Source organism: Mycobacterium bohemicum DSM 44277 (assembly GCF_001053185.1).
In the GTDB taxonomy this organism is placed as follows: domain Bacteria; phylum Actinomycetota; class Actinomycetes; order Mycobacteriales; family Mycobacteriaceae; genus Mycobacterium; species Mycobacterium bohemicum.
The window spans coordinates 188,213-213,967 of the sequence record NZ_CSTD01000002.1 but is presented as its reverse complement, the minus strand read 5'-3'; the positions used below and the strand labels follow the sequence as shown (position 1 = coordinate 213,967).

General features: G+C 68.3%; 28 protein-coding genes, 1 tRNA gene and 1 pseudogene. 9 read left to right on the top strand and 21 right to left on the bottom strand.

Features of this window, described 5'->3' with window-relative positions:
• Positions 1-2: 2 nt before the first annotated feature.
• The 5 genes and pseudogenes from BN971_RS11025 to BN971_RS11005 form a co-directional block, all read right to left on the bottom strand.
• The gene (locus BN971_RS11025; RefSeq protein WP_085183320.1) at positions 3-1,358 is read right to left on the bottom strand and encodes a WS/DGAT/MGAT family O-acyltransferase; all 1,356 of its coding nucleotides are present in this window, start codon (positions 1,356-1,358) and stop codon (positions 3-5) included.
• Between the two features lie 42 nt (positions 1,359-1,400).
• Complete coding sequence (locus tag BN971_RS11020) at positions 1,401-2,477, bottom strand: SDR family oxidoreductase (RefSeq protein WP_085183321.1); 1,077 nt, start codon at positions 2,475-2,477, stop codon at positions 1,401-1,403.
• A 126-nt stretch (positions 2,478-2,603) separates the two neighbouring features.
• The gene (locus BN971_RS11015; protein ID WP_085183322.1) at positions 2,604-4,406 is read right to left on the bottom strand and encodes an AMP-dependent synthetase/ligase; all 1,803 of its coding nucleotides are present in this window, start codon (positions 4,404-4,406) and stop codon (positions 2,604-2,606) included.
• Between the two features lie 78 nt (positions 4,407-4,484).
• Positions 4,485-4,913: a hypothetical protein gene (locus BN971_RS11010; RefSeq protein WP_085183323.1), complete on the bottom strand. Its 429-nt coding sequence runs from the start codon at positions 4,911-4,913 to the stop codon at positions 4,485-4,487.
• Between the two features lie 66 nt (positions 4,914-4,979).
• Positions 4,980-5,842, bottom strand: a pseudogene (locus BN971_RS11005) (SDR family NAD(P)-dependent oxidoreductase).
• Between the two features lie 96 nt (positions 5,843-5,938).
• Between BN971_RS11005 and BN971_RS11000 the strand changes: the two are divergent.
• Genes BN971_RS11000 through BN971_RS10990 form a run of 3 tightly spaced genes read left to right on the top strand, consistent with a single transcriptional unit; the run spans position 5,939 to position 8,429 of the window.
• Positions 5,939-7,021 carry an NAD(P)H-dependent amine dehydrogenase family protein gene (locus BN971_RS11000; protein ID WP_085183324.1) on the top strand — a complete coding sequence of 361 codons (1,083 nt, stop codon included), beginning with the start codon at positions 5,939-5,941 and terminating at the stop codon, positions 7,019-7,021.
• Between the two features lie 32 nt (positions 7,022-7,053).
• Positions 7,054-7,827, top strand: coding sequence for an SDR family NAD(P)-dependent oxidoreductase (locus BN971_RS10995; RefSeq protein ID WP_085183325.1), 774 nt, complete (start codon positions 7,054-7,056; stop codon positions 7,825-7,827).
• Complete coding sequence (locus BN971_RS10990) at positions 7,824-8,429, top strand: TetR/AcrR family transcriptional regulator (protein ID WP_085183326.1); 606 nt, start codon at positions 7,824-7,826, stop codon at positions 8,427-8,429. The genes BN971_RS10995 and BN971_RS10990 overlap by 4 nt, the downstream gene beginning before the upstream one ends.
• Before the next feature lie 381 nt (positions 8,430-8,810).
• Here BN971_RS10990 and BN971_RS10985 read toward each other — a convergent pair whose 3' ends face one another.
• The 6 genes from BN971_RS10985 to BN971_RS10960 form a co-directional block, all read right to left on the bottom strand.
• Positions 8,811-9,782 (bottom strand): LLM class flavin-dependent oxidoreductase, encoded by a 972-nt coding sequence (locus BN971_RS10985; protein WP_085183328.1) that lies wholly within the window; start codon positions 9,780-9,782, stop codon positions 8,811-8,813.
• Between the two features lies 1 nt (position 9,783).
• Positions 9,784-10,263, bottom strand: coding sequence for a VOC family protein (locus tag BN971_RS10980; protein WP_085183329.1), 480 nt, complete (start codon positions 10,261-10,263; stop codon positions 9,784-9,786).
• A 16-nt stretch (positions 10,264-10,279) separates the two neighbouring features.
• Positions 10,280-11,029 (bottom strand): SDR family NAD(P)-dependent oxidoreductase, encoded by a 750-nt coding sequence (locus BN971_RS10975; protein ID WP_085183330.1) that lies wholly within the window; start codon positions 11,027-11,029, stop codon positions 10,280-10,282.
• Positions 11,026-12,282 carry an MBL fold metallo-hydrolase gene (locus tag BN971_RS10970; protein WP_245837090.1) on the bottom strand — a complete coding sequence of 419 codons (1,257 nt, stop codon included), beginning with the start codon at positions 12,280-12,282 and terminating at the stop codon, positions 11,026-11,028. Before BN971_RS10970 ends, BN971_RS10975 begins: the two co-directional genes overlap by 4 nt.
• Positions 12,283-12,299: 17 nt before the next feature.
• Positions 12,300-13,565, bottom strand: a complete 1,266-nt coding sequence (locus BN971_RS10965; protein WP_085183331.1) for a sulfotransferase family protein — start codon at positions 13,563-13,565, stop codon at positions 12,300-12,302.
• 84 nt (positions 13,566-13,649) lie between these two features.
• Entirely contained in the window at positions 13,650-14,036 is a 387-nt protein-coding gene (locus BN971_RS10960; protein ID WP_085183332.1) for a DUF2237 family protein, read from the bottom strand.
• Positions 14,037-14,196: 160 nt separating this feature from the next.
• On the opposite strand from BN971_RS10960, the gene BN971_RS10955 reads away from it, so the two are divergent.
• From BN971_RS10955 to BN971_RS10940, 4 genes are all read left to right on the top strand, one after another.
• Positions 14,197-14,589: a hypothetical protein gene (locus tag BN971_RS10955; protein WP_372511912.1), complete on the top strand. Its 393-nt coding sequence runs from the start codon at positions 14,197-14,199 to the stop codon at positions 14,587-14,589.
• Positions 14,590-14,801: 212 nt separating this feature from the next.
• Entirely contained in the window at positions 14,802-15,953 is a 1,152-nt protein-coding gene (locus BN971_RS10950; protein ID WP_085183334.1) for a glycoside hydrolase 5 family protein, read from the top strand.
• A 2-nt stretch (positions 15,954-15,955) separates the two neighbouring features.
• A complete protein-coding gene (locus BN971_RS10945; RefSeq protein WP_085183335.1) occupies positions 15,956-16,186 on the top strand; it encodes a DUF167 domain-containing protein in 231 nt (76 codons plus the stop codon).
• A gap of 362 nt (positions 16,187-16,548) precedes the next feature.
• Positions 16,549-16,797, top strand: coding sequence for an excalibur calcium-binding domain-containing protein (locus BN971_RS10940; RefSeq protein WP_085183336.1), 249 nt, complete (start codon positions 16,549-16,551; stop codon positions 16,795-16,797).
• Between the two features lie 439 nt (positions 16,798-17,236).
• Here the strand turns inward: BN971_RS10940 and BN971_RS10935 are convergent.
• The 3 genes from BN971_RS10935 to BN971_RS10925 all read right to left on the bottom strand — a co-directional run bounded on the left by BN971_RS10935 (position 17,237) and on the right by BN971_RS10925 (position 18,332).
• Positions 17,237-17,326: transfer RNA gene (locus BN971_RS10935), tRNA-Ser, on the bottom strand.
• A gap of 29 nt (positions 17,327-17,355) precedes the next feature.
• Positions 17,356-17,814, bottom strand: coding sequence for a nucleoside deaminase (locus tag BN971_RS10930; protein WP_085183337.1), 459 nt, complete (start codon positions 17,812-17,814; stop codon positions 17,356-17,358).
• The gene (locus BN971_RS10925) at positions 17,811-18,332 is read right to left on the bottom strand and encodes a tRNA adenosine deaminase-associated protein (RefSeq protein ID WP_085183338.1); all 522 of its coding nucleotides are present in this window, start codon (positions 18,330-18,332) and stop codon (positions 17,811-17,813) included. Before BN971_RS10925 ends, BN971_RS10930 begins: the two co-directional genes overlap by 4 nt.
• A gap of 142 nt (positions 18,333-18,474) precedes the next feature.
• On the opposite strand from BN971_RS10925, the gene BN971_RS10920 reads away from it, so the two are divergent.
• Positions 18,475-19,419: a prephenate dehydrogenase gene (locus tag BN971_RS10920; RefSeq protein WP_245837096.1), complete on the top strand. Its 945-nt coding sequence runs from the start codon at positions 18,475-18,477 to the stop codon at positions 19,417-19,419.
• On the opposite strand, the gene BN971_RS10915 is transcribed toward BN971_RS10920, so the two are convergent.
• From BN971_RS10915 to BN971_RS10895, 5 genes are read right to left on the bottom strand one after another with little or no spacing between them, the layout of a single operon-like run.
• Positions 19,382-19,936 carry a putative glycolipid-binding domain-containing protein gene (locus BN971_RS10915; protein ID WP_085183340.1) on the bottom strand — a complete coding sequence of 185 codons (555 nt, stop codon included), beginning with the start codon at positions 19,934-19,936 and terminating at the stop codon, positions 19,382-19,384. The two genes, BN971_RS10920 and BN971_RS10915, sit on opposite strands and share 38 nt — an antisense overlap.
• A 49-nt stretch (positions 19,937-19,985) precedes the next feature.
• On the bottom strand, positions 19,986-20,708 hold the full coding sequence (locus tag BN971_RS10910) for an ABC transporter permease (protein WP_085183341.1): 723 nt from the start codon (positions 20,706-20,708) through the stop codon (positions 19,986-19,988).
• Entirely contained in the window at positions 20,705-21,391 is a 687-nt protein-coding gene (locus BN971_RS10905) for an ABC transporter permease (RefSeq protein ID WP_085183440.1), read from the bottom strand. The genes BN971_RS10910 and BN971_RS10905 overlap by 4 nt, the downstream gene beginning before the upstream one ends.
• Before the next feature lie 2 nt (positions 21,392-21,393).
• On the bottom strand, positions 21,394-22,503 hold the full coding sequence (locus tag BN971_RS10900; RefSeq protein ID WP_085183441.1) for an ABC transporter ATP-binding protein: 1,110 nt from the start codon (positions 22,501-22,503) through the stop codon (positions 21,394-21,396).
• On the bottom strand, positions 22,503-23,447 hold the full coding sequence (locus BN971_RS10895; protein ID WP_085183342.1) for an ABC transporter substrate-binding protein: 945 nt from the start codon (positions 23,445-23,447) through the stop codon (positions 22,503-22,505). The genes BN971_RS10900 and BN971_RS10895 overlap by 1 nt, the downstream gene beginning before the upstream one ends.
• Before the next feature lie 100 nt (positions 23,448-23,547).
• On the opposite strand from BN971_RS10895, the gene BN971_RS10890 reads away from it, so the two are divergent.
• Positions 23,548-23,886, top strand: coding sequence for a LapA family protein (locus tag BN971_RS10890; protein WP_085183343.1), 339 nt, complete (start codon positions 23,548-23,550; stop codon positions 23,884-23,886).
• Positions 23,887-23,890: 4 nt separating this feature from the next.
• Here the strand turns inward: BN971_RS10890 and BN971_RS10885 are convergent, their stop codons facing one another.
• Complete coding sequence (locus tag BN971_RS10885) at positions 23,891-24,937, bottom strand: phosphotransferase family protein (RefSeq protein WP_085183344.1); 1,047 nt, start codon at positions 24,935-24,937, stop codon at positions 23,891-23,893.
• A 140-nt stretch (positions 24,938-25,077) separates the two neighbouring features.
• Positions 25,078-25,686 (bottom strand): histidine phosphatase family protein, encoded by a 609-nt coding sequence (locus tag BN971_RS10880; RefSeq protein WP_085183442.1) that lies wholly within the window; start codon positions 25,684-25,686, stop codon positions 25,078-25,080.
• Positions 25,687-25,755: the final 69 nt, after the last annotated feature.

Genomic DNA, 25,755 nt, shown 5'->3' with positions numbered 1-25,755 from the left:
GGTCAAATCCCCACGGCGCGTTCCAGGTCCTTGAGCGAGGACTCCAAATGCGCGAGCAGCCGCTGCAGGTGCGGGACGCTGCGCCGGCAACCGACCAGACCGAAGTCCAGATTGCCGGCGTTGTTGGACAGGGTGATATTCAGGGCCTGCCCGTCCAGCACGATCGAGAACGGGTAGTTGCCGTCGAGTCGGGCCCCGCCGCAGTACAGCGGCTGGGTGGGCCCGGGGACATTCGATATGACGATGTTGAACGGCGGCGACGTCGACGACACCCAGCCGGGAACGGCCGCCAGGGCCAGCGGCGCCATGTTGAACGCGGACAACGCCAGGGCCTGGAACCGCGGCAATTGCGAGAAGACCTGTTTGTTGCTGCGCATAGATTCGCTGACGGTCTGCAACCGCGTCGCGGGGTCGTCGGCGTCGGTGCCGAGGTTGCACAGGATCGCCCCGACGAGGTTGCCGCCGGCGTCGGCCTCCTCCTCGGTGCGCAGGCTCACGGGGACCATCGCGATCAGCGGGGTGTCCGGGAGGGCGTTTCGCTCGAGTAGGTAGTAGCGCAGTGCACCCGAACACATCGCCAGCACGACGTCGTTGACGGTGACGCCCGCTGCCCGCTTGACGGCTTTGATGCGCTCCAGCGACCACGACTGCGCGGCGCATCGGCGGGCACCGCCGATCTTGACGTTCAGCATGGTGCGCGGGGCGCCGAACGGCAGCGTCAGCTGCTGCTCGAGCAGCGCCGCGCGCGCCATCGAGACAGTTGAAGGAGCAAGCGCCGCAAGGGATCCCGCCGAACGCAGCAACGAACTCAGCGGCGACGAGGGGGTGGATTTCCGCTTGCGCTTCGGCAAGGTCCAGGGCGCCCGGATCTCCGCGTCGTCGGGGTCGGTGGACAGGGCGCGCTGCATCAGCTTCTGCGCCGACACCCCGTCGAGCAGTGCGTGGTGCACCTTGGTGTAGATCGCGAACCGGCCGTCCTTGAGGCCTTCGATGATGTGGGTCTCCCACAGGGGACGGTGGCGATCGAGCAGGCTGCTGTGCCAGCGCGAACTCACCTCGAGCAACTCACGAACCCGCCCCGGTGACGGCAGCGCCGAGCGGCGGACGTGGTAGTCGATGTCGATGTTCTTGTCGTAGGACCAGCCCAGGTTCGCGATGCCGCCGACGAACGTCGCCGGGCGCTTGAGGAAGGTGGGCTGAATGTCCCGCTGGGCGATCAGCTGGTCGTAGAACTCGCGAACGAAGCCGCGACCGGCGCCCGGCGGCCGCTCGAACAACTGCAAGCCCCCGACGTGCATGGGGTGCTCGCGCGACTCCCCCAGCAGAAAGATCGCGTCGGTGGGCGTCATCAGTTCCATCCGCCCATTAGACCGCGATTCCCGGGCCAGGCGAAGGGCTGTTTAGAACATTGCCGCCGAACCGACTTCGCGATGGCTGCGGAGGTACTCGACGAGCCGGTCGACGTAACTGCGGAAGGAGGGTGCCTCGATTCCGCTGCCGGCCAGGTCCGCGCGGCAATGGTCGGTCAGATAGAAGGTGGGATGGGTGAAATAGTCGACCGCCTCGGGCGGGATTCGCATCACGCGGTAGAGCCCCGGTACCTGCCGCAGCGACGCCTTGGCCACCGTCCGCGGCAAGGGAACCTTGATCAGTCGGCGCCCGGTTGCCTCGGCGATCACGTCGGTCATCTCGGCGACGGTCAGGGGGCTGGGATCCGCAAGCTGATAGGTCCTTCCCTCCGACGCGGGCAGGCCGCTCAAATATGCGACGGCGTCGATCACGAAGTCGCGCGGCACCACGTTGACCCGCGTCGCCGTGGGATCCCCGGCCATGGGAAGGATCGCGTACCGGGGCTGTCGCAGCAGCCACTGCATGACGAAATACGGTCCGTCGAATTTCTGTGTCTCGCCGGTGCGGCTGTCACCGACGACGATGGAGGGGCGATAGATGGTGGCCGGCATGCCCGCGTCCATGTGCCAGCGGACGTCCGCCTCGGCCAGGTTCTTGGTCTCCTCGTAGTAGTTGTTGAACGGAGCACCGACGTCCAGATCGTCCTCGCCGAAGGGGCCGGCGTATCGCCCGCTGACATAGCAGGTGCTGAAGTAGTGCAGGCGAGTCAGTTTGGGACAGCGCTGCAGCGCGTCCAGGACGTTGCGGGTGCCGTCCACGTTGACTCGGACCGCCACGTCGCGGGGCACGGTCAGGTCGTACGCGGCGGCCAGATGCCACGCCTCGCCGACCTCGGCCAGGTCGTCCGCGCCGAGTCCGAGCCCGGGTTGGGTGATGTCGCCGTCGACCAGCCTGATGCGTCCCTCCAGGAACGGATCGGCCGCGCTCATCTCGTCGACCCGCTGCTGCGCCAGCAGGCGAAACTTGTTTTGCACCAGGCATATTGCCGATCCATCGGTCCGTTTGAGGATGCTCGGCAGCAACGCGCTGCCCAAGAAGCCGGGAAAACCGGTCATCAAGACTGTCATCAGTACCCTCCTGCCCCTTCCTGGCCGGCCGGACCCCAATAGACGCTATCGATCACCGGCGTCGGTGAAACGAGTCTTTGGACCCCTGCTGGGCGCCCTTAGTCCTCTGGTTGGGCGCGACGGGTCTCACCGCTTGCTGTAGAGCGCCTCGATCTCGTCGGCGAACCGCTCGGCCACCACGTTGCGCTTCACCTTCAGGGTGGGCGTCAACTCACCGGTGAGCACGGTGAAGTCGACCGGCAGGATGTGAAATTTGCGGATCGACTCGGCGTGGGACACCGTTCGATTGGCGGCTTTGACGGCCTGATCGATCTCGGTCACCAGGTCGGGATCGCCGGCCAGGTCCGCAACCGAGGCGGTGGCGTCCTTGCCGTGGTGCTGCTTCCACACGTCGAAGCCCTCCGGGTCGATCGCGACGAGCGCGGCCACGAACGGCCTGTTGTCCCCCACCACCATCGCCTGGCTGATCAGGGGATGCGCCCGCAGCTGGTCCTCCAGCACGGCGGGGGCGACGTTCTTCCCGCCGGCGGTGACGATGATTTCCTTCTTCCGTCCCACGATCGACAAAAACCCGTCCTTGTCCACCGACCCGAGGTCACCGGTGTGAAACCACCCGTTGACGATCGCCTCCTCGGTGGCATTCGGGTTGTGCCAATAGCCGCCGAACACCACGCCGCCGCGCACCAGCACTTCGCCGTCGTTGGCGATCGCCATGCTGTTGCCCGGCAACAGCTTTCCGACCGTCCCCACCCGCTCCTCACCGAGCCGGTTGATGGTGATGGCCGAACTGGTCTCGGTCAGGCCGTAACCCTCATAGACCGTCAGCCCGACGCCCCGGTAGAAGTGGCACAGCCGCTTGCCCAGCGGCGCCCCGCCGGACGCCGCGGCGCGGCAGTTGCCGCCCAGGGCGGCGCGCAGCTTGTGGTACACCAGCCGGTCGAACAGGGCGTGCCGGGCCCGCAACAGCGCGCCGGGACCACCGGTGTCCAGCGCGGTGCTCCACTCGATGGCGGTGCGGGCCGCGAGGTCGAAGATCCAGCCCCTGCCGCCATCCCGGGCGCTCAATTCGGCTGTGTTGTAAACCTTTTCGAACACCCGGGGCACCGACACCACCAACGTGGGTTTGAACACGGCCAGCGTCGGCACCAGGTTCTTGATGTCGCTGGTGTAGCCGAGAGTGACCTTGTTGGCGAACGCCGACATGGACAGCGAACGCGCCAGGACGTGCGCCAGCGGCAGAAACACCAGCAGCCGCTCGCCCTTCTGCAGCAGGGTGGGGAGGCACTCCTTGGCCCCGCGGGTCTCGTAGAGCAGGTTGGAGTGCGTCAGCTGGCAGCCCTTCGGCCGACCCGTCGTGCCCGAGGTGTAGATCAAGGTGGCCGCATCGGCCGAACGCAGCCCGGCCAGCCTCTCGTCGAGCCGGGCCACGTCCACCGACCTGCCGGCCTCGGCGAGCTGCTCCAGCGCCGGGGTGCCGCCGGACTCCAGATCCAGAATCATGCGCAGGTTCGGCAGCTCGTCGGTCAGCTCCTTGACCAGCCGGACATGCGCATCGGTCTCGGCGATCACCAGCACGGCGCCGGAATCCTCCAGCACCCAGCGAACCTGCTCGGCCGAGGACGTGTCATAGATCGGCACGGTGACCGCGCCGACCGAGAGGATGGCGTAGTCGAGGATCACCCACTCGTAGCGGGTGCCCGACAGGATCGCCACCCGGTCCCCGGCGTTCACGCCCTCGGCGATCAGCCCGAGCGCGGCCTCGCGCACCTGCTGCGCCACCTGGGCACACGTCACGTCCACCCACGCGCCGCCGACGAGGCGCTGAAAGATCACATGGTTCGGGTCCTCGCGCTCATGCGAGTAGACGCTGCTGACGATGTGGTCACGCTCTCCGACCGAGAAGCCGGCCTCGACGCTGAATTCACGCATGTTGTGAAGCTAACCCCAGCCATGCGCCGGCTTCCTAGTGGCCAAAGGTCCCGGCGGAAAGAGTCCATCGGCGACCTCTCACCCGACTGACGCGATTCCCCCGCTCGACAGCGTGAACCCGCGGCCGGAGCCCGCCGTGCACGTGATGCCGCCGGTCTCGGAACGGCAATTGAAGGGCCCGACCCCGGCGGCCTGGCCGTAGGCCAGGGTGGGAGTTCCCTCGCCGGAGTTGCCCAGGCACGTCTCCCCCGTGCATGTCTTGAACGACCCGTCCGTCGACAAGCGAACGGATTGGGGCGGCGAGTCGGTCTGGCAATACGTTTCGTCGGGAATGCCGCTGCCGCGCTGGTAGTCGATCTCGCAGCCGATGTTGCGCGACGGAGACAGGAACGAACACCACGTGGAGGTGCAGACGGGGTTGTCCGCGGCGGCCCGCGGTGTCCCCGGCCAGCCGACCACGGCGACGGCGGCGACGGCGGCGGCGGCCGCGACCACTGTCCGGTGCATTGCTCCTCCTGACCGAGGGTGGGCTTGTGGGAGATTGTCCAACCGATGCCCGCCGGGCGTGTGCGGTTACAGCAAATCGGTGATGGTCTTCAGGCCCGCCTCGTAGAGGACGCCCGGCAACATGCCGCCGTCGTGCTCGATGGTGGTGCCGTTGACGAAACCGCCTCCCCGCTCGCCAGGAAGACGCACACCCGGCCCACCTCCGCGGGCTCGCCCGCACGGCGCAACGGGATTGCCGCGAAATACTTTTCGCCGGTCAGATCGTCCTTGGGCAGCACGAACGAGCGGAAGTTCTCGGTCATCGTCGGGCCCAGGGCAATGCAATTCACCCGGACCTTGGGCCCCCACTCCTCGGCCAGCGACCGGGTCAGGTGGTTGAGCCCGCTCTTGGCGGCCCCGTAGGAGACGAGGGTGGGGGATCCCGCCGGATGCCCCGCGCCGCTGGAGATGTTGATGATGCAGCCGACGCCGTCCTGCGTGGCCATCTGCCGGTAGGCGCGGATGGCGAACCACAGCGGACTGATGAGGTTCATCTGCACCGCGAACGCGTGAAACAACGCGGTGCGCTCGAACTCGTCGTCGCTGCGCGGCGCCCCCTGAATCCGTTGCACGAGTTCGGGAATGCTCTCCGCGTGTGGTGCCGGGACGGTTCCGCCGGCATTGTTCACCAGGATGTCGACGCGGCCGTGGTCGGCGACGACGCCGGCGACGAACGAGTCGATCGCGCGATGGTCGGCCTGATCACAGACGCGTTGGGAGGCACGGGCGGCCCACTGCGGCTCGGCGTCCACGCCGGGGATGGTGTCGAGAGGGGAACGCGAGCAACCGATGACGGTGACCCCGGCGCGGAGCAATTCGTGGGCGATGCCCAAACCCACGCCTCGACTGGTACCCGTGACGATCGCGACCTTCCCATCGAGGACGCCCATGGTCGCACCTTCCGACGTTGACAGCCACTGCCAGCCGGTCATACTGTGCCATCGCGATCGTCGACGTGTAAAGGCGCGCAATTCTGGAGGTCACCGATGAGCAGCCCCGCGAAACTTCGTGTCATCCAGTGGGCGACGGGAGGCGTGGGCCGGGCCGCCATCGAGTGCGTGCGCAACCACCCCCGTCTGGAGCTGGCCGGGTGCTGGGTGCACTCGGAGTCCAAGAACGGCCGCGACGTCGGCGAGATCGTGGGCACCGGTGCGTTGGGGGTGACCGCGACCACCAGCATCGACGACGTGCTGGCGCTCGACGCCGACTGCGTGATGTACAGCCCGTTGATCCCCAACGACCAAGAGGTCATTGCGATTCTGCGCTCCGGCAAGAACGTGGTCACCCCGGTCGGCTGGGTGTACCCGGACCTGGACAACCCGGCCGTCAGAGCGATCGCCGACGCCGCGGTGGAGGGCGGGGTGACGCTGCACGGATCGGGGATCCACCCGGGCGGCATCACGGAACGCTTCCCGCTCATGGTGTCGTCGCTGTCGTCGGCGGTGACGCACGTGCGCGCGGAGGAGTTCTCCGACATCCGCACCTACAACGCCCCGGACGTCGTCCGGCACATCATGGGGTTCGGCGGCACGCCGGAGCAGGCGATGCAGGGACCCATGGCCGCCCTGCTGGAATCGGGCTTCAAGATGTCGGTGCGAATGATCGCCGATCACATGGGATTTCGCATCGATCCCAACATCCGGACCGTTCAGGAGATTGCGGTGGCGACCGCCGACATCGACTACGATCCGTTCCCGATCACCGCGGGCGCGGTGGCCGCACGCAGGTTCCGCTGGCAGGCCCTGGTGGACGGCGAGCCGGTCATCACGGCCGCGGTCAATTGGCTGATGGGCGAGGAGAACCTGGACCCCGACTGGAGCTTCGGGGAGCGCGGCGAGCGCTTCGAGGTGGAGATCACCGGCGACCCGAACGTGAGCCTCACCTTCAAGGGCCTGCAGCCGGAGACCATCGCCGAAGGGCTGCAGAAGAATCCGGGGATAGTCGTCACCGCCAACCACTGCGTCAACGCCATTCCCGACGTCTGCGCCGCCGAACCGGGCATCAAGACCTACCTGGATCTGCCGCTGTTCGCCGGGAGCGCGGCACCGCGCCTCGCCGTCCGGTCATGACGGCTCTCGACGGCGCGGATCGGGCCGGCTGAATGACGTACAGCCATCCCGAATCCATGCGCGGTCACGTCGCGATCGTGACCGGCGCCGCGCAGGGCGTCGGCGAGGGCATCGCCGCAGCCCTGCTCGAACGCGGCGCCGCGGTGCTGCTGGTCGACATCCAGGACGAGAAGCTCGGCGCGACAACCGAAGAGCTGAAGGGACTGGGCCGCGTCGAGAAGCTGGTCGCAGATCTGCGCGACCCGGGCAGCGCGCCGCGGATCGCGGCGGCCGCCGTGCACGCCTTCGGTGCGGTGCACGGCCTGGTCAACAACGCCATCGCCACCAACGAGCCCAAGGCGTTCGTCGACATCACCACCGAGGACCTGGCGCTCGGTTACGACGTCGGACCCCGGGCGACCTTCCTGCTCATGCAGGCGGTGCACCCGCTGCTGGTACGCGCGGGCGGGGGGTCGATCGTGAACCTCGGCTCGGGAACCGGCACCGGCGGAGAGCCCAAGTGGGGCGGCTACGCCGCCGCCAAGGAGGCCATCCGCGGGCTGTCCAAGGTCGCCGCCCTGGAATGGGGGCGCGACAACATCCGTGTCAACGTCATATGCCCCTTCGCCGAGTCCGACGGCGTCAAGCTGTGGAAGGGATTCGCGCCCGACGACTACGCCAAGGCGGTGCGGCGCGTTCCGATGAAGCGCATCGGTGACGTCCGCACCGACGTGGGGGCGCTGGTGGCCTTCCTGCTCGGCGACGACGCGACCTTCATCACCGGACAGACCATCCACATCGACGGCGGGATCGGCTGCTTCCGGTGACCGGGGAAGGATCGTTGCGAGAACGGCAGCGCGCACAGATCCGGACCGAGATCAGGCGGGCGGCGTTCCGCCTGTTCATCGAGCGCGGCTACGACGCCGTCACGACCGAGGAAATCGCCGCCGCCGCAGGCGTTTCCCCGCGCACCTTCTTCCGGCACGTGCCCGCCAAGGAAGACCTGCTCCTGGCGCCCGTACGCCACGGCGGCGCCGCAATCGTGCAACTGCTCGAACAGCGGCCCACCAGGGAGCAGCCCGATGTCGCGCTCATCAACGCCATCGTGGCGCGCATCCGCTCGTTCGACCAGGTTGACATCGCGGAATGGCGAGAAGCCCTGCGGGTGGCGCCCGGGCTGCTGGACAAGGCCACCATCCACCGGCCGGGCGACAAGGAACGGGCCGCCAAGCTGATCGCCGAACGAATGGACGCCGACCCCGATGACATCCGCCCCGGACTGCTGATCCAATTAGCCTTTGCCGCCGCTGACTTCGCATTCCAACGATGGGTGCGGCAGTTCGCTTCCCCTCGGCCCCTGGATCTCTCCGTCGCCGAGGCGCTGGAGGCGGTCAAGAGCCCGCACTGGAAGCGCAAGCCACGGCGCTAGATCGCGCGCCGGGGCGGCTGGTGCGGGCCGTGGCTCAGCCGCCGCCCGCCCCCGCCGGCACCTCCGCCAGCGCCGGCACCTCCGCCACCAGCCGATCCGTTGGCGCCGTATTGCGACGGAACCTGCGGGACGGTCGCCGGTGCCGGGGGTGGCGGCGGGGCCGGGCTGGACGACGTGGGCGGCGCAAGTGGCGCTTGAGGCGCGTTGCCCGCCAATGTGGTTGCGGCAGAATGACCGCCGAACGCGACCGCCAAGCCAACCGTGGCCGCGCCGCCGATCAAAGCGAGTGCCTGCTTCGCCTGAGACCTCATCGAATCCCCCATCTCGGTGTTGCTGCGAACACCGTGGTGCGTACCCGCTCGCGGGACCTCGACACACGCGTCAGGTTAACGCGGGTAGAACTTTCTCGGTCAGCAGGTGGACCGACTTCCACGCCTCGTCGACCGGCATGCCACCCACCAGCGGGTGCAACACGAGTGGTCCGTAGTCGTCGCTGTCCCGGATTTCCGCGATGAGCTGCTCGGGGGTCAGGAAACGATAGCGTCCCGAAGACCGGACCTCGTCGAGGGTTTGAACCCCCGGGATGTGCATGTAGGAATGCTGGTCGGTTGACCACTCGCCGTAGGTGACCGCCTCCCACAGGATGCGCTCCCCGAGTTCCGACCAGGCCTTGTCGGGATCCTCGTGCAGGTAGGTCATCCCGCGGTTGACCGGTCCCGGCATGAGGATGAACGGCGTGATCCCCGCTTCAGCGCACAGCTGGCGGTAGTAGCCGGCGATCTCGGGTAGGTGGTCGGCCAGACTGAGCGGCAACCCGAAGCGCGCGGCGCGCCGGGCGGTGGCGCGCGCGCCGCCCCCGACGTACAGCGGCGGGTGCGGTCGGCTCCAGGTGCCGCCGCGCATCCCGGAATCCGGGTCGGCGCCGGCCCAGACGGCGAGCATTCGCTCCAGCAGCTCGTCCATCAACGCGCCGCGGCGCCCGAATTCGACTCCCAGCGAACGGTATTCGACGGGACGGTAGCCCAGCCCGACGGTGGTGTGCAGCCGACCGCGACTCATGTTGTCGACGAGAGCGATGTCTTCGGCGAGCCGGACCGGGTTCCACAGCGGTCCCAGCGCGCAGTCCACGCTCGCGATCAGCGTCGAGGTGCGCGCCAGGAACATCGCCGCGGCCATGATCGGGTTGCAGCTCCACCCGTGGCCGGTCGCATGATGCTCGTCGACGCTGACCGAGGTGATGCCGTGCGACTCGCCCCACTGCGCCAATTCCAGTGCGGCGGAGAGCAATCCGCTCTGGGTGCGCGGGTTTCCGCCCGGGGAGGCGAAGTTGAAGCGCAGGACCGTCAGCAGCATGTCAGAGTTCCGCGGGGTCGGACATCGACTGCAGGAAGGCCGGGAAGTCAGGGAAGATCGCGCGGTCGACGATCTCGATGCGGGTGCCGAAGTCGTCGACGTAGTAGGCGAACATCGCCAGCTCCGATCCCGGCACGTCCGCGGTCATCTCGAACCTGAAGCCGTTGCGCTCGAGCGTCTTTGCGGTGGCCGTCAGGTCGTCGGCGAAGTAGCCGAGGTGGTGGACGGAGCGTCCCGGTGCGGCGGTCCACGGGCTGCCCGCCACTTCCTGGACCAGTTCGATGTGCGGACCCTGCACCGAATAGACGACGCTCGAGGTGAATTCCCTTACCCCGGCGGCGGTCCGGAACGGAAGGGTATAGGTCAGCGGCCTGATCCAGCGGTAGCCGGCCAGCGCGCTCATGCGCGCCATCGCCGCGCCGAGGTCGGGCACGACGATGCCGGTGTGGTACAGGTCCTCGGGTCGCAGTAACAGCGTCATCAATGTCCTCCCGATCTCAGATGCAGTCCGACGCGCCGTCGACGACGAATACCGCCCCGCTCGTGTAACCGCTTTGCTCGGTGCACAGGAACGCGATGGTGGGCGCGACTTCGGTGACGGATCCAAAGCGGCGCAACGGAATGTGGGCCAGCTCGGATTCGACGATTTCGGCCGCGCCGTGCATGGGTGCGGTCATGGGGGTGTCGATGGTGCCCGGGGCGACGGCGTTGACGCGGATCCCCTTGTTCGCCCACTTGGCGGCGAGATTCCTGGTCACACAGATGATTCCGGCCTTGGCGGCGCCGTAGCCGGGAACCAGCGGGACGGCGCGCAGCGCAGACATCGACGCGAGGTTGACCACGCTGGCGCCACCGGCGGCGGTGGACGCCTTCAGCGGCCGGTACAGGCCGACGGTCAGCCGGTACGGTCCGGTGAGGTTCAGCGCGACCGACGCCTCGAACCCGTCGGGCTTGGACTCGTCGAGGCCACCGGGGAAGTTGGCGCCGGCGTTGTTGACCAGGACGTCGAGGCGGCTGAAGCGCTGCGCCAGCGCGTCGACCGAATCGTGATCGGTGACCTGCAGCCGGTGATAGTCCATGCCGGACAGGTCTGCGTCGTAGTCGGACGCGGCGGCCCTGGTGCCGGTGACCGTCACCTCGGCGCCGGCGTCGCGGAATAGCAGCGCCGTCGCGTGGCCGATCCCGCTGGTGCCGCCGGTGACCAGGGCGGTGGTGCCGGTGAAGTCGAAGCTGACGCGCGCCGTCATGAGTTCCTCGCTATTTGATTCTTCAGCCAGGCAGTCTCCCAGAAGTTCTCGCTGGCGGCGAGCAGGGCTTCGTGGGCGGCGCGGAGCAGGTCGCGGGCGCCGGGGTGATCGGGCGGAACGAGTTCGGCCAGGTGTATTGCCTGCAGCGGGCGCCGCGCGTCGAGGTGCCCGCGGGCCCGGGCCAGCAGCGCGTCGGCGCCGGCTAGCTCGACGATGTCCGCGGCCACGGCGTCGAAGCCGATCGGATACAGCTCGGTGGTGGAGGCGTGGTGGAACCAGCCCGAGTAGTTCTCCCAGATGGCCCGCACGTCCCAGGCGACTTTCCCGTAGCCCTGCCCCACTTCGCGATCCGGAGGCAAGGTGATCTCGCGCATCAGCGTCCGGACGTCCTTGCCGGCATTCATCCCCTCGACGGTCTGGTCGTGGACGTACCGGATCGCCTCGCGCAGCCGGGTCAGCTCGGCGTCGATCCGCTCGGCTCCCGCGATCGGGTCGAAGTGGCCGGTCACCAGCAGCTCCGGCTGTAATTCGCGCACCCGTTCCACCGCCGCGATCGCTTCGCACGCGTCCCGGTAGCGGTCGCCGCGAACGGTGACGAGGTTGGGGATGTGCCCGAACAACGGACCGAAGGTGTTGCCGCACAGACAGATCCGCTCGTGGGGCAACCACACCACCAGCGAGTCGGTGGTCTCGCCTCCGGGCACGGAGATCAGCTCGAGCCGGCGGCCACCCACCTCCAGGGTCAGGCTGTCCTCGAACTCAAGGTCGACCGTCGCGACGCTCTGGCCGGCGAGCCGCCCGGTACCGAGTCGCCGCTGGATGGCCTGAATGCCGGTGGCCAAGGTGTCTTTGAAAGCGAACGCGCTCCGGCTGGCGCGGTACGGCAGGAGCCGCTCGTTGTCGTCGCGCCACATCCGCCAGTTGGCTTGCGCGACAACCGTTGTGTCCGGGTCGCGCACGCTGTCCAAGCCGCCGACGTGATCCACATGGCCCTGGGTGAAGATGATGTAGCGCACCGGCGAGGCGTCGACCGCGTCGAAGTTGGCTCGGTGCACGGGGCCCTCGAACCCCATCCCGGTGTTGACGACGACCCGGCCGTCGTCGGTGGTGAGCAGGTAGGCGTTCGACAGGCCGGGTGAGCACCACAACCCTGGCGCGATCTGCTCGGCCCGTTCGGCCGCCGCGGGACGCATCGCTTCGGCGCCCGGCCTGCCGCGGTAGACCGGTTCGAATTGTTGGGCTTCGGTAGTCATTTCAGGTGTTCCTTCGGTCATGCCTCGGGGCGGACGTCGAACCTGTCGAAGTAGAAGTCGAAACGCCGACGCAGTTCGTCGGCCGAAAAGCCGAAGTGTCGCTGCAGGTCGTAGCGGATGCGCCCGTGCTTGCCACGCGGGTTGGCGTCCAGGTAGCGCTGGAACCGGTCGCGCACCTTGGGTGTCAATTCGACTCCACCGCACTGATACAACCGTTCGAGTACCGGCATTTCGTTACCGTTCAAGTGGTGGAAGTTGACGTCGATGCTGCGGTCGGCCGGCACGAGGTCGCGGTCGCGCACGCAGGCGCTCAGGAGCCGGTGGACGCGGTCGCTCCAGTACTCCACCAGCCAGCCCGGATCGATACTCGTCCGGCGCAGCCGGTCGGAGTAGGCCATCATCGTGATCGCCGACTGGATCACCGCGACGGGGTCACGGTGGGTGAACGCGACCGTCGCGTCGGGGAAGGTCGCCATGAGCGGGCCGAGTTGCTCGCAGTGCTGCGGGCTTTTGAGGACCCAGGTCCGCGGGCCGCGCAGAAACGTCAATGCCTGCAGCACTTTGCGCATGTACGCGTAATGCCGGTTTTGGTCCAGCTCCAGGTAGTAGTCACGCCAAACCGGCACCCGCGCATGCCATTCCAGCACGTATGCCGCCAGGTCCAGGTCGAGAAGTTCGACTTCCTCCTCGATCGCCTCGGGGAACCGGTCGTGCATGGCGGCGACCACCGGCGCGCTCGCCATGAGCGCGTCGTGCTCGGACTTCGCGCGCGCGTAGCGCGGGTCGACGCCGAAGATGTCGGGACCCTGTCCGCGCGCGGGGATCGGGTCCTGGCTCTCCCAGTACGGCAGCGCGCGCCGGCGCGGGTCGGCGGCGATCAGATTCACCAGGTGGGTGGTGCCGGAACGCGGCATCCCGACGACGATGAGCGGCTTCTCGATCGGGATCGTTTCGATCTCGGGATACCGCTTGAGCAGGTCGGTCAACGACAGCCGGTTGCGGAGCAGCCGGACCACCCGTTGCCGCAGGGAGGACCGGGTGAGCTGGGTCAGGCCGTCGTCCCCTTCGATGGCCGCGATGTGGGCGGCCAGCCGGTCACCGAACCCGTCGGGGTCGTCCAGGTCGTCGCCGACGTTAGCCTGCTCGATGGCCTCCGCCACCATCTGGTCGGTGTCGAACTCGACGTGCCTGGCTTCGGTGTATTCCAGGATCTGGCGCTGGACGTCGGTCAGTTTGGGCGACGTCAGGTCGTCGAAGTCGATGTCGCCGAGCGCAGAGCCCACCGCAGCCCCTCTTCGAGGTGTCGATTGTGTGACACAGACGGTAGACGGGGCGCGGATCGGCCGGTCAACCGACTCGATCGGCGGCTACAGATTGGCGAGATCGTCGGGCACGTCGACTTGGTGTTCCAGGAGCGCCTCGAGGGGGACCACTTCGAGGGTGCGCTCGTGGGTGGACGCCAGCACCACCGGCGCGGCGCAACCGTCGCGGTGGGCGCGAAGCCAGTTCAGGGCGGTGACGCACCAGCGGTCGCCGGGCAGCAGGCCGGGGAACCGGTATTCCGGGACCGGTGTCAACAGGTCGTTGCCGATGGATCGCTGGTGTTCGAGGAATTCCCCAGTCATCACCGCGCAGATGGTGTGTCGGCCCAAGTCCTCGGGTCCCGTCGAACAGCAGCCGTCGCGGTAGTACCCGGTCAGCGGGTCACTGCCGCACGGTTCCAGCGGCCCGCCGAGCACATTGCGATCTGGCACCCACCCAGTATTCGCCCTTCGGGGCGATCTTTGAAAGCGGCATGTCCATCCGAGCCGAAGGGATGCCGGTCCGAAGCGGCGCGGTACGGCGTGACCTTGCGCCAGGTGAATGGCTGATTGACCCGCGCCCGGCGCGGGGGCGTTGTAGGTTCTGCGTGTGATACTTACCGGGGCCTTTCTGGCCGAAGCCGCAGCGACGGTAGATAACAAACTCAACGTGTCGGGCGGGGTCGTATCGCGTTTTGTGGTGGGGCCCGACCGCTGGGTGAGCCTCGTCCTGGTGGTGCTGACCCGGGCCGATTCCGGCGATGGCGAAAAGGATGCGGGCCACACGGTCGATGTCGAAATCAAGCCCCCGACGCTCGACAACTCGGCGCACCAGCGATTCGAGCTGCCCGACGCCTCGATCGGGGAGTTCCCCGGCTACGCCTTCTTCGACATCCAGGTGCAACTGCCCTATGACGGCCGGTGGTCCGTCGAGGTGACGGGCGGCGGGCAGACCATCTCACTGCCGCTGCTGGTGGAATCCTGGACGCCGCCGTCGGACATCTGATCGCACCGTATTAGGGACGAACGCGTCACCCGCGGTCGAAGCGGACGACGACCGCGATGGTGCGCCGCGCCGATCGTCCGCGGCGCTACGGCGTGTCGAAGCTCTCACCGACCTCGTGGGCTGAATACTGCCTGGTGACAACGGCATAACAATTCCCCACGAGCCGAGCCGCGAGACCGAAGGGATCGCCCGGTGAAATTTATGGTCACTTCGTGCAACGTCGTACGGCCCTGAAACTACCGCTGCTGCTGGCGGCCGGAGCCGCATTGACCCGCACGCCCCGCGCGGCCGCCGAGGACGCCGGTCGATGGCCCCAGGACCGGGCCAATCGTTGGTATCAGGGGCAGGGCTGGCTGGTGGGAGCCAACTACATTCCCTCGAACGCGATCAACCAGCTCGAGATGTTTGCGCCCGACACCTTCGATCCTCGGCGCATCGACGCCGAACTCGGCTGGGCGAGGTTTTACGGGTTCAACACGGCGCGTGTCTTCCTGCACGATCAGCTGTGGGCCCAGGACCAACGCGGCTTTCAGAACCGCCTCGCCGACTTCGTCGGAATCGCGGCCCGCCACCGCATCAAACCGCTGTTCGTCTTCTTCGACTCGTGCTGGGACCCGGCACCCCGGGCGGGACGGCAGCGCGCGCCCAGGCCGGGCGTGCACAACTCGGGATGGGTGCAGAGCCCCGGCGCCGAACGGCTCGGCGATCCCCGCTACACCAAGGTCCTGCAGGACTACGTCACCGCGGTGTTGACCCAGTTCCGCAGCGACGACCGGGTGTTGGGCTGGGACCTGTGGAACGAGCCCGACAACCCCGCGCGTCAATATCGCAATGTCGAGAGGAGCGACAAGGAGCAGCTCGTGACAAACCTGCTCCCCCAGGTGTTCCGCTGGGCACGCGCGGTGGATCCCAGCCAGCCGCTGACGAGCGGGGTGTGGCGCGGAGATTGGGGAGAACCGCAGGGCCGCACCGCGATCAGCGACATCCAGCTCGCCAACTCCGACGTGATCACCTTCCACTCCTATGCCGAACCCGCGGGCTTCGAGGACCGTGTCAGCGAGCTTGCCCCACTGGGAAGGCCGATCATCTGCACCGAGTACATGGCCAGGCCGCGGGGCAGCACCGTCGAGGGGATCCTGCCAATTGCCAAGCGCCGCAACGTCGGCGCCATCAACTGGGGCCTGGTCGCCGGCAAGACACAAACCTATTTCCCCTGGGACTCCTGGGATCACCCCTATAGCCAGGTCCCGAAGGTATGGTTCCACGATCTGCTGCGCCCCGACGGCCAACCGCATCAGGCGGCCGACACCCAGACCATCCAGGCGCTCACCAACGCGAGTTCGGCGTTGGTTGCCCAGCGCTGAGCATGGGCGACTGCATCGCCGTCAAGGTCAAACCCGGCAGCCGCAAGGGACCTCTCGTCGAGGTCGGCTCCGGCGGTGCGCTGACCGTTTACGTGCGTGAGCGGGCCGTGGACGGCAAGGCCAACGACGCGGTCGTGCGGCTGCTGGCCGCTCATCTCGGCGTGCCGCGAAGCCGCGTGGAGCTGGTGTCCGGAGCCACGTCCCGGCAGAAGCGCTTCCGCATCAAGAGCTGACCGTCGACGCCCAGGCCACCGTGTGGTCAGATTCGAACGCAGTTCAGATTCGATCGTTGTTCGAAGGCCGTCGAACGAGTGGCGCGGTTAGTCGGCATCCATGCTGGGGCGGCGGTCAGCTTTGGCTTCTGGGCATCGCGGCAACCGGGCTGACCCGGTCGCAACATGACGACGCCGCCGCCACCGGGCGCCGAGCTCGAAATCCGTAGTCTTCAAGAGTATTTCGTCGAGGACGGCTGCCCGCGCAGGTCAAAACCCTCGGTATTGCATGAATCTCTTATGAAACCTGGCGAACTGCTCGTGAAGCGCCATCGAGGTCGGTCAGGCTCGGGCATCACAGCCCATACGGAGAGGGGTGTTTGATGCAACGGTTTCTCAGTCTGTTTCGCCTGGCGCCGTTCGTTGTAGCGATCGCGATGGGTGTAGCGGGTTCCGCCTTAGGGCATGCAGATCCGTCAACGACGCCGACAACCTCCGCGCCGTCGGCGTACTACCCGAATTGTCGGGCCGCCTGTGCCGCGGGGGTGGCCCCGTTGCATCGGGGCGATCCGGGCTACCGCCCTGGCCTTGACCGCGACAACGACGGCATCGCTTGTGAATGGTGTCCCTAAACGTCGTACAACAGCGGCGGGGTATCCGCCTCCAGATCACTACCAGCAGCCCCCAAGAAGAGTTTGGTGTGGCCGTGGGTATTCGGGGGATGCGTCCTGATCGCCCTGCTCGGCGTGGGCGGTTGCTTCGCGTTCGTCGGTCTAGTCGCGACTGGCGTTCACATGGAATCAAAGCGGGAAGTCAATGTTACGTATCAAGTTGAGGGCATCGGCGACGCGGTCGCGGTCACCTACTCCGGGCGCAACTACAACACGGCGCAAGACACTGACGTAGACCTTGCGGACCTACGCGGATCTGTTTGACGGATTTGGACAAGGTGGGCAACACCCTGGTCACGGCCCGCAGGAAAAGTGTGTCCAAACGGGGTCCACGTGGTGTCCAGCAGCTTCGGGAAGTACGCGGATAAGCCGCGCACCAGTGCGGACCGGTTTCTAGCTATGGCGGTGGCGGAGGGATTTGAACCCTCGGACGGTGTTAGCCGTCACACGCTTTCGAGGCGTGCTCCTTAGGCCGCTCGGACACGCCACCGCCAGGCAGCTTACCGAACGCACCGGCGCTCACCCCAATCGCTGGCGGGCGAAGAAGTCCTCCAGGGGCGCGGCGCACTCCGCCGCCAGCACCCCGCCGCGCACTTGGGGGCGGTGGTTGAGCCGGCGATCGCGAACCACGTCCCACAGCGACCCGACGGCTCCGGTCTTCGGTTCCCAGGCCCCGAACACCAGCCGCTCGACCCGCGCCAGGACCAGAGCGCCGGCGCACATGGTGCACGGTTCGACCGTCACGGCCAGCGTGGCCCCCGCCAGTCGCCAGCCGTCGCCGAGGGCTTTGGCGGCGGCCCGCATCGCCAGGATCTCGGCGTGTGCGGTCGGATCTCCCAGCGCCTCGCGGGCGTTGACGGCCCTGGCCAGCTCGGTTCCGTCGGGCCCGACGACAACCGCACCGATGGGCACATCGCGCGGGCCGGCCGTCATGGCGACCGCCAGTGCCGAACGGATCAGATCTTCGTCACTGATCACCGACCGAGGCGGTCGATCACCGCCGACAACTCGTCGGCGAAGCCCATCTCGCGCGCAATGCGGCCCAATTGCTCGTCGGCGTAGAGATCGCTTTCGTCGACGATGACGCCCAGCACCGCCTCGGGGAGCCCGATGTCGGACAACAACCCCAGGTCGCCCTCCTCGAACGGCTCCGATTCCTCGAGGTCTTCGGGGTCGATGTCGGCGTCCAGCTTGTCCAGCACTTCGGCGGCGATGTCGTAGTCCAGGGCGGCGGTGGCATCCGACAGCAGCAACCGGGTGCCCGACGGCGCCGGCCGCAGGATGACGAAGAACTCGTCGTCGACGTCCAGCAGCCCGAAGACCGCGCCGGCGCTGCGCAGTTCGCGCAATTCCGTCTCGGCGGCCGCGAGGCTCGTCAGCGACTTGCGAGCCATGGGGGCACAGCGCCATTTACCCTCTTCGCGCACGACCGCAACGCCGAAGCCGTCCGGCGTGTCCGCGGACAAGCCCTGGGCTGAGGCCCGTTGTGGTCCCATGGGCGCTTACGGTAGTCGCTGACGAGGCCCCCTGACCAGACACAACCCGGACCGGCGCCGATTCGCGACGGCACGGGAAGCACCGCTATCCGCCGAACTGTGCCAACCTTGCTCTGTGGCAAGCCCCCAACCCCAGACACCGGTGTGCGTCCTCGGGCTCGGGCTCATCGGCGGCTCGATCATGCGGGCCACCAAGGCCGCGGGGCGCGAGGTGTTCGGCTACAACCGCTCGGTCGAGGGCGCCCACGGGGCGGCCGCCGAGGGCTTCGACGCCACCACGGATCTGAGCGGCACCCTGGCCCGGGCCGCCGAGACCGGCGCGCTGATTGTGCTGGCCGTCCCGATGCCGGCCCTGCAGGGCATGCTCGGCCACATCAGCGACCTGGCCCCGGACTGCCCGCTCACCGACGTGACCAGCGTCAAGTGCGCGGTGCTCGACGCAGTCACCGCGGCCGGTCTGCGGAAGCGCTTCGTCGGGGGTCACCCCATGACCGGCACGGCGCACTCGGGCTGGGCGGCCGGTCACGCGGGACTGTTCACCGGGACCCCGTGGGTCGTCAGCGTGGACGACCACGTGGACCCCGACGTGTGGTCGATGGTGATGACGCTCGCGCTGGACTGCGGCGCGATGGTGCTCCCGGCCAAGTCCGACGAGCACGACGCCGCCGCGGCGGCCATCTCGCATCTGCCCCACCTGCTGGCCGAGGCGCTGGCCATCACGGCTGGAGAGGTGCCGCTGGCATTCGCGCTGGCCGCGGGGTCTTTCCGCGACGGGACCCGGGTGGCGGCCAGCGCCCCCGACCTGGTGCGGGCGATGTGCGAGGCCAACTCCGACCAGCTGGTGTCGGCGGCCGACCGGGTGATCGAGTTGCTGAGCCACGCCCGCGAGTCGCTGGCGGCCCATAACTCCGTGGCCGACCTGGTGGAAGCGGGTCACGCCGCCCGCACCCGCTACGACAGCTTCCCCCGCAGCGAGATCTTCCACGTCGTCATCGGGGCCCCGGACTGGCGCCAGGAACTGGCCGCCGCCGGCCGGGCCGGCGGAGTGATCAGATCCGCTCTGCCAAGCCGGGGTAGTCCACGATGAACCCCTCTTCATCGACGCTCACGCTGGTGTCGGCGACGGGGGAGCGCAGTTTGATCCCGTCCAGGCGCCCCTCGCTGGTGTAGCTCACCGTGGCGGCGACCACCGACATCTCGGGCACGTTCACATAAACCATCGGCAACATGACCGACTCCGCGCGCTCGTGTACACCGAGGCGCCGCACCGGAAGCGCGTTGAAGAAGGGGCTGAACACCACGTCGACGTCGAGGGCCCCGTTGTATCCGGCACGCCGCTCCCCCTGGTGGTCGGTCACCAACCACATGTTCTCTTCGTCGCGGGCGATGGCGAGCTGACGCTCCCGCTCGGCCAGGGTGACGGTCAAGCCGAACCGCTTGGTGGCACCGGACTCGTCGGTCTGTAGGTCGTAGTAGGCGCCGAAGGCCGGGTTGGCGTCGGTGGCCGCGGCCACGATCCGGCCGTTGGCCCGCAGCCGCTTGCCGGAGACCTGCACGCGTACCGACTCCATCCGTGAGACGTCCTGCGCACGCCAGGTCAGCATCGCCTGCCATACGCGCCGGTTCGGATCAGTGGGGGCGGAGCTCACCCATCTACCGTAGAACGTCGTCGCCGGCCGCGGCGGGTTTGCCGGTAAGTGTGATCACCGGCTCCCTGAACCGCCCGCTGCCCGGGGCCGACGCCCATACGGCCAACGCCAGCAGGCCGTCCAAGATCAGCGCCAGGGCGGCGACCGTCAGCGCGCCGACGAGGGCGAGCTGGAATTGCCGTTCCTTGATCCCGTCGATCAGGTACCGGCCCAACCCCCCGAGGCTCGCGTAAGCGGCCACCGTTGCCGTCGCCACCACCTGCAGGGTCGCGCTGCGGAGCCCGCCCAGCATCAGCGGGAGCGCGTTCGGCACCTCGACACGCAGCAGCACCTGGGTCTCCGTCATGCCGATCGCGCGGGCCGCGTCGACCACGGCCGGCTCGACGCTGGCGATCCCCGCGTAGGTGCCGGCCAGCAGCGACGGGACGCCGAGCAGCATCAGCGCGACCAGGGGCGGCCCCAGCCCCAGGCCCACCAGCAGCACGCCCAGCAACAGCACGCCGAGCGTCGGCAGCGCGCGCAGCGCGTTGACCGCGCCGACGACCAGGAGCGTGCCGCGGCCGGTGTGCCCGATGATCAGACCGAGGGGCACGGCGATCAACGCCGAGGCGCCCACGGCGGCCGCGGTGTACTCGACGTGCTCGGCGATACGCGCCGCGAGCCCGACGGGGCCGGTCCAGTTGTCCGCCGTCAGCAGATACGACATCGCCAGCCGCACGAAGTTCATCGCGAGCCCCCCACCACCGGGGCCACCACCGAGCGCCGACGCGTCGTTCGGCTGGCGCGCTCCCACGGCGTGGCCGCCCGACCGGCGAGCACGATGAGGCCGTCGACGGCGACCGCCAGCACGAAGAGCGCGATGATGCCGGCGAAGATCTCGTCGCTTTTGTCGGTCTGATACCCCTGGGTGAACCAGGTGCCCAGGCCGCCGATGCCGATGACCGACCCGACCGAAACCATCGCGATATTGGTGACGACGACCACCCGCAGCCCGGCGACCAGGACCGGAACCGACAGCGGCAGCTCGACCTGCAGTATCCGCCGGACGGGCGGGTAGCCGACCGCCGTGGCCGCGTCGCGGAGCTGCGCCGGCACCGCGTCCAGCGCCTCGAGCACCGCGCGCACCATCAGCGCGGCGGTGTAGGCGGTCAGCGCCGCGACGACGTTGGCCTCGTCGAGGATCCGGGTTCCGATGATCACCGGCAGCACCACGAACAGCGCCAGCGACGGGATGGTGAACACGACGCTGGCCGTCGCGGTCGTCAGGCGCCGCGCCACGGGGACATGCTGCACCAGCACGCCCAGCGGCACGGCGATCGCCAGCCCGATCAGCACCGGCAGCAGCGACAGGCGCAGGTGGATGAGGGTCAGCGCCCGCGCCTCGCCGAGATGGGTCAGCAGGTAGTGCATGGTCAGCATCCCCGCTTGGCGTCCACGGCGGCCAGCACGTCGGCGGCCCGGATGCCGCCGATGGCCTTGCCCGCGTCGTCGACGGCGACACCGATCCCCGACGGCGACGACAGCGCCGAGTCCAGCGCGTGGCTGAGGTTCCCGTTGGGGCGGAACAGCGACCCGACACCGCAGGAGGTGTCGGACAGGGGTGCGCCCGCGTGGTGTCGTCGCAGGCCCTCGGCGTCAATCCAGGCCGTGGGCGCGCCCGCGGCGTCGACGATCAGCGCCCAGCCGTCCGCGAGGGCGGCGGCGGAAAGCTTTTCCGCCGAGATCATTTCGATGTCGTGCAGTGGCAACCCGTTCGCGTCGATGAGCTGCAGCCAGCGATACCCTCGGCCCAGGCCGATGAAGCGCGCGACGAAGTCGTTGGCCGGATGGGACAGCAGCCGCTCGGGCTCGTCGCATTGCTGCAGGGCCCCACCCTTGAACACCGCGACCCGGTCGGCGAGCTTGAGCGCCTCGTCGATGTCGTGCGTGACGAACACTATGGTTTTGCGCAGTTCGCTTTGCAGGCGCAGGATTTCATTCTGCAGCTCGTTGCGGACCACCGGGTCGACGGCGGAGAACGGCTCGTCCATCAGCAAGATGGGCGGGTCGGCGGCCAGCGCGCGGGCCACGCCGACGCGCTGTTGTTCACCGCCGGACAACTGCGCGGGATAGCGGCCGGCGAGCTTGGGATCCAGCCCGACGCGCTCGAGCACCTCATAGGCGGCCTTGCGGGCCACCCGGCGGGATTGCCCCCGCAGGACCGGAACCGTTGCGACGTTGTCGATCACCCGCAGGTGCGGCATCAGCCCCCCTTGCTGGATGACGTAGCCGATTCCCAGCCGCAGCCTGACCGGGTTGACGCCGGCGACGTCAGCGCCGTCGACGGTGATGGTTCCGGCGGTGGGCTCGACCATGCGGTTGATCATCCGCAATGCCGTGGTCTTGCCGCTGCCCGAGGAACCGACGAACACCGTCAACCTGGCGCTGGGGACCGCCAGGTTCAGCCGGTCGACGGCGGCGGTCCCGTCGGCGTAAATCTTGCTGACACCGTCGAAGATGATGGCCGGCTCGGAGTCGGGCATCATTGGCCGCCCGGGTGATTGAAGCCGTTGTCGCGCAACCACTTCCGCGCGGCCTGAGCCGGGTCCATTCCGGAGTTCCCCGCGACCAGTGCATTGAGGGCCGCGACCCCGGGCGAGGTCAGTTTTGCCGACACCGCGTCCAGCACGTCTTCGAGCCGCCCCGATCTCTTCTGCGAATTCACCAGCGGCACAATGTTGCCGGCCATGAAGTTGTGGTCGGGGTCGGCGAGGACGACCAGGTGGTTCTGCAGGATGGCCGGGGAGGTGCTGAAGATGTCGGCGGCCGTGACCCGCCCCTGCAGCAGTGCGCGCACCGTCACCGCCCCGCCGCCGTCCTCGATCGCGACGAAATTCCCCGGGCTGATGTCGAGCCCGTATTTCCGCTTCAGGCCCGGCAGACCGGCCGGGCGGGCCTGAAACGCCGACGACGCCCCGAATCTCACGTCGCCGGAGTGCGCGGCCAGGTCCGCGATCGTCGCCAGGTGCCACGCGGCGGCGAGCGCGCCGGTGACGGTCACGGTGTCGGTGTCCGAAGCCGGCGCCGGCCTCAGGATCGACAGGTCACCGGGCAGTTGCCGGCACAATTCGAGCTCGACGGTGTCGAGCATCGTCGCCGTCGAAGCGGGTGCGAAGTAGAGCAGCAGGTTCCCGATGTACTCCGGCACCAGGTCGATGGAATGGTCCTTGAGCGCGGGGATGTACGTCTCGCGACTGCCGACACCCATGCGCCGCCCGACGTCAAATCCGTTGGCCTCCAGCGCTTGTGCGTAGATCTCGGCGACGATCTCCGATTCGGGGAAGTCGCCGGATCCGACCACGATGGAGTTGGGACTGCGGGCCTGGGCCGCCAGCGGATCGGAATTGCTGCACGCCGCAACGACGGACAGGGCCGTCAACCACACCGCCGCCCCCGCGATCGCGTTACGCGCGCGCGGCAACCTCATACCGCCGACAGTAACGGCACGACCGCCGGGCCGCCGCCGGCGACGGGGCCGATACGGGGGTCTGGTTTCATTTCGTGCGCGATGGGGCGAAGATGATCCCATGAGCAGCCAACCCCCCGCCTCCCCCGACCGGCCCGGCGCTGCGCCGAAGGCCCCCGGGCCAGGCAAGGAACCCGCCATCGCCTTCACCCGTGCCGGCGCGCTGTGGACGTCGTTGATCGCCGGCTTCCTCATTCTGATCGTCTTGCTGATCTTCATCACCCAGAACACGACGACGACGGACTTTCGGTTCCTGGGTTGGCACTGGAGCCTCCCGCTCGGGGTGGCCATATTGCTGTCGGCGGTGGTGGGCGGGCTGATCACCGTGGCGGTCGGCACCGCGAGGATCCTTCAGCTACGCCGGGCGGCCAAGAAACACCACGCGGCGGCGGCGCACTGACGCGTCAGCCGGGTAGCTTGGCGAGTTCGGCCAGCCCCCGGGAGATCAGCGGCGCCACCACTTCGGGGGTGTGCTCCGAGTCGATGCCGCGGGCCTGGTCCGACATCCGCCGCCGGAAGTCGATGCCCGCGGCGATGATGGCCAGCTTGAAATATGCCAGCGCCATGTAGAACTCCCAGTGCGCCAGCGAGAACCCGGAAACCAGCGAGTACCGGTCGGCCAGGCCGTCGGCGGTCGGCAGCAGCGGTGATGTCCAGGCCGCCTGGGCGTTGACGATCAAGTCCAGCGCCGGATCGCGGTAGACGCACATCAGGGCCGCGTCGCTGAGCGGGTCCCCAAGCGTGGAAAGCTCCCAGTCCACGACCGCGCGGACCTTGGTCGGGTCGTCGGCGTCGAGGATCGTGTTGTCGATCCGGTAGTCGCCATGCACGATCGACGTGCGGCTCTGCTGCGGAATCGATTGGTGCAGGCCGCGATGCAGCCGTTCGACGTCGGCGTCGCGTCGGTCTTCGGGCAGCCGCACCAACTCCCATTGCGAGCCCCACCGTCGCACCTGGCGCTCGAGGTATCCACTGGGCTTTCCGAAGTCGGCGAGGCCGACGGCGTCGGGGTCCACGCTGTGCAAATCAACCAACACCCGGACCAGCGAGTCCACGCAGCCCTCGATCACGGTGTGGCTGAGCGCTTCGAGCTGGGCCCGCCGCCGCACCACCTGACCGGCCACGAACTCCACGACCTGGAACGGCGCACCCAGCACCGACTCGTCCTCACACAACGCGATGGCGCGGGCCACCGGAACGGGGGTGTCTCGCAGCGCGGCGACCACGCGATACTCGCGGGCCATGTCGTGCGCCGAGGGGGTCAGCCCGTGCAGCGGGGGCCGCCGCACCAGCCAGCTGGTGGAGTCGTCGTAGACGCGAAAGGTCAGGTTGGAGCGGCCACCGGAAATGAACTCCGCCCGCAACTCCCCGTCGCGTTCGATGCCGAGCGAACGCAGATAACGGTCCAGCGAGGCCAGGTCGAGGCCTTCGAGTTGGTCGGCTGACGTCACCGGACTTGTTTACCACCGCGGGTGCTCGGCGCGAACAGCCACTCGCCGCGAATCTGCGTCCGCGGCATCGACTCTGCGCCGGCGGCGCGGCCCGGGCCGACGAACGCGCCGTGGGGCGCAGGCTCGATGCCCCCAATCGCTCACCACCGCTGATTTCGGGGCAGCAGGTCCCACACATGCTCGGTCGTGTTGACGGCCGCCACGGTCGCCTGGCCGGAGCGGGAGAACAACAGCCGGGTCACCGAGGCGTAGTCGACGGGGAACGACAGCAGCCGGGCGGTGCCCAGGATTTCGTGCAGCAGCACGTTGATCACCCCGCCGTGGCTGAACACCGCGACCGTGTCCTCGGGATCGACGGTGGCGACCAGTTCGTCGACCGCCGCGCGGACGCGGGCGCGAAACGCGTCCTCGTCGACCGCGCTGGGCAGATGCCCCTGGGCCAGCCGCGCCCATTCCTCGGGCCGCTCCTGCCGGATCTGCTCGACCGGGATGTACAGCGGAAGGTCGCGATCGTATTCGGCGAATCGGTCGTCGATCTCGACGGCCAGGTCACGGGCCACCGCGACCGGTTCCGCGGTCTGGATGGCGCGTCGCTGGGGGCTGCTGACCACCCGCGTGATGGGGAATCTGGTCAGCGCCCCGGGTAGCCGCTCGACCTGGGCCAGGCCCTCGTCGGACAGGTCCGGGTCGGAGCCTTCACCGTGCTCGCTGCGCAGCGGCAGCGCATGCCGGATCAACAGCACTTGCATGGGCATCACCTTTTCATGGGGTCGCCGGGCGGCGAAGGCACCCTTGCCTCCCGTGCGGAGAATGCTATT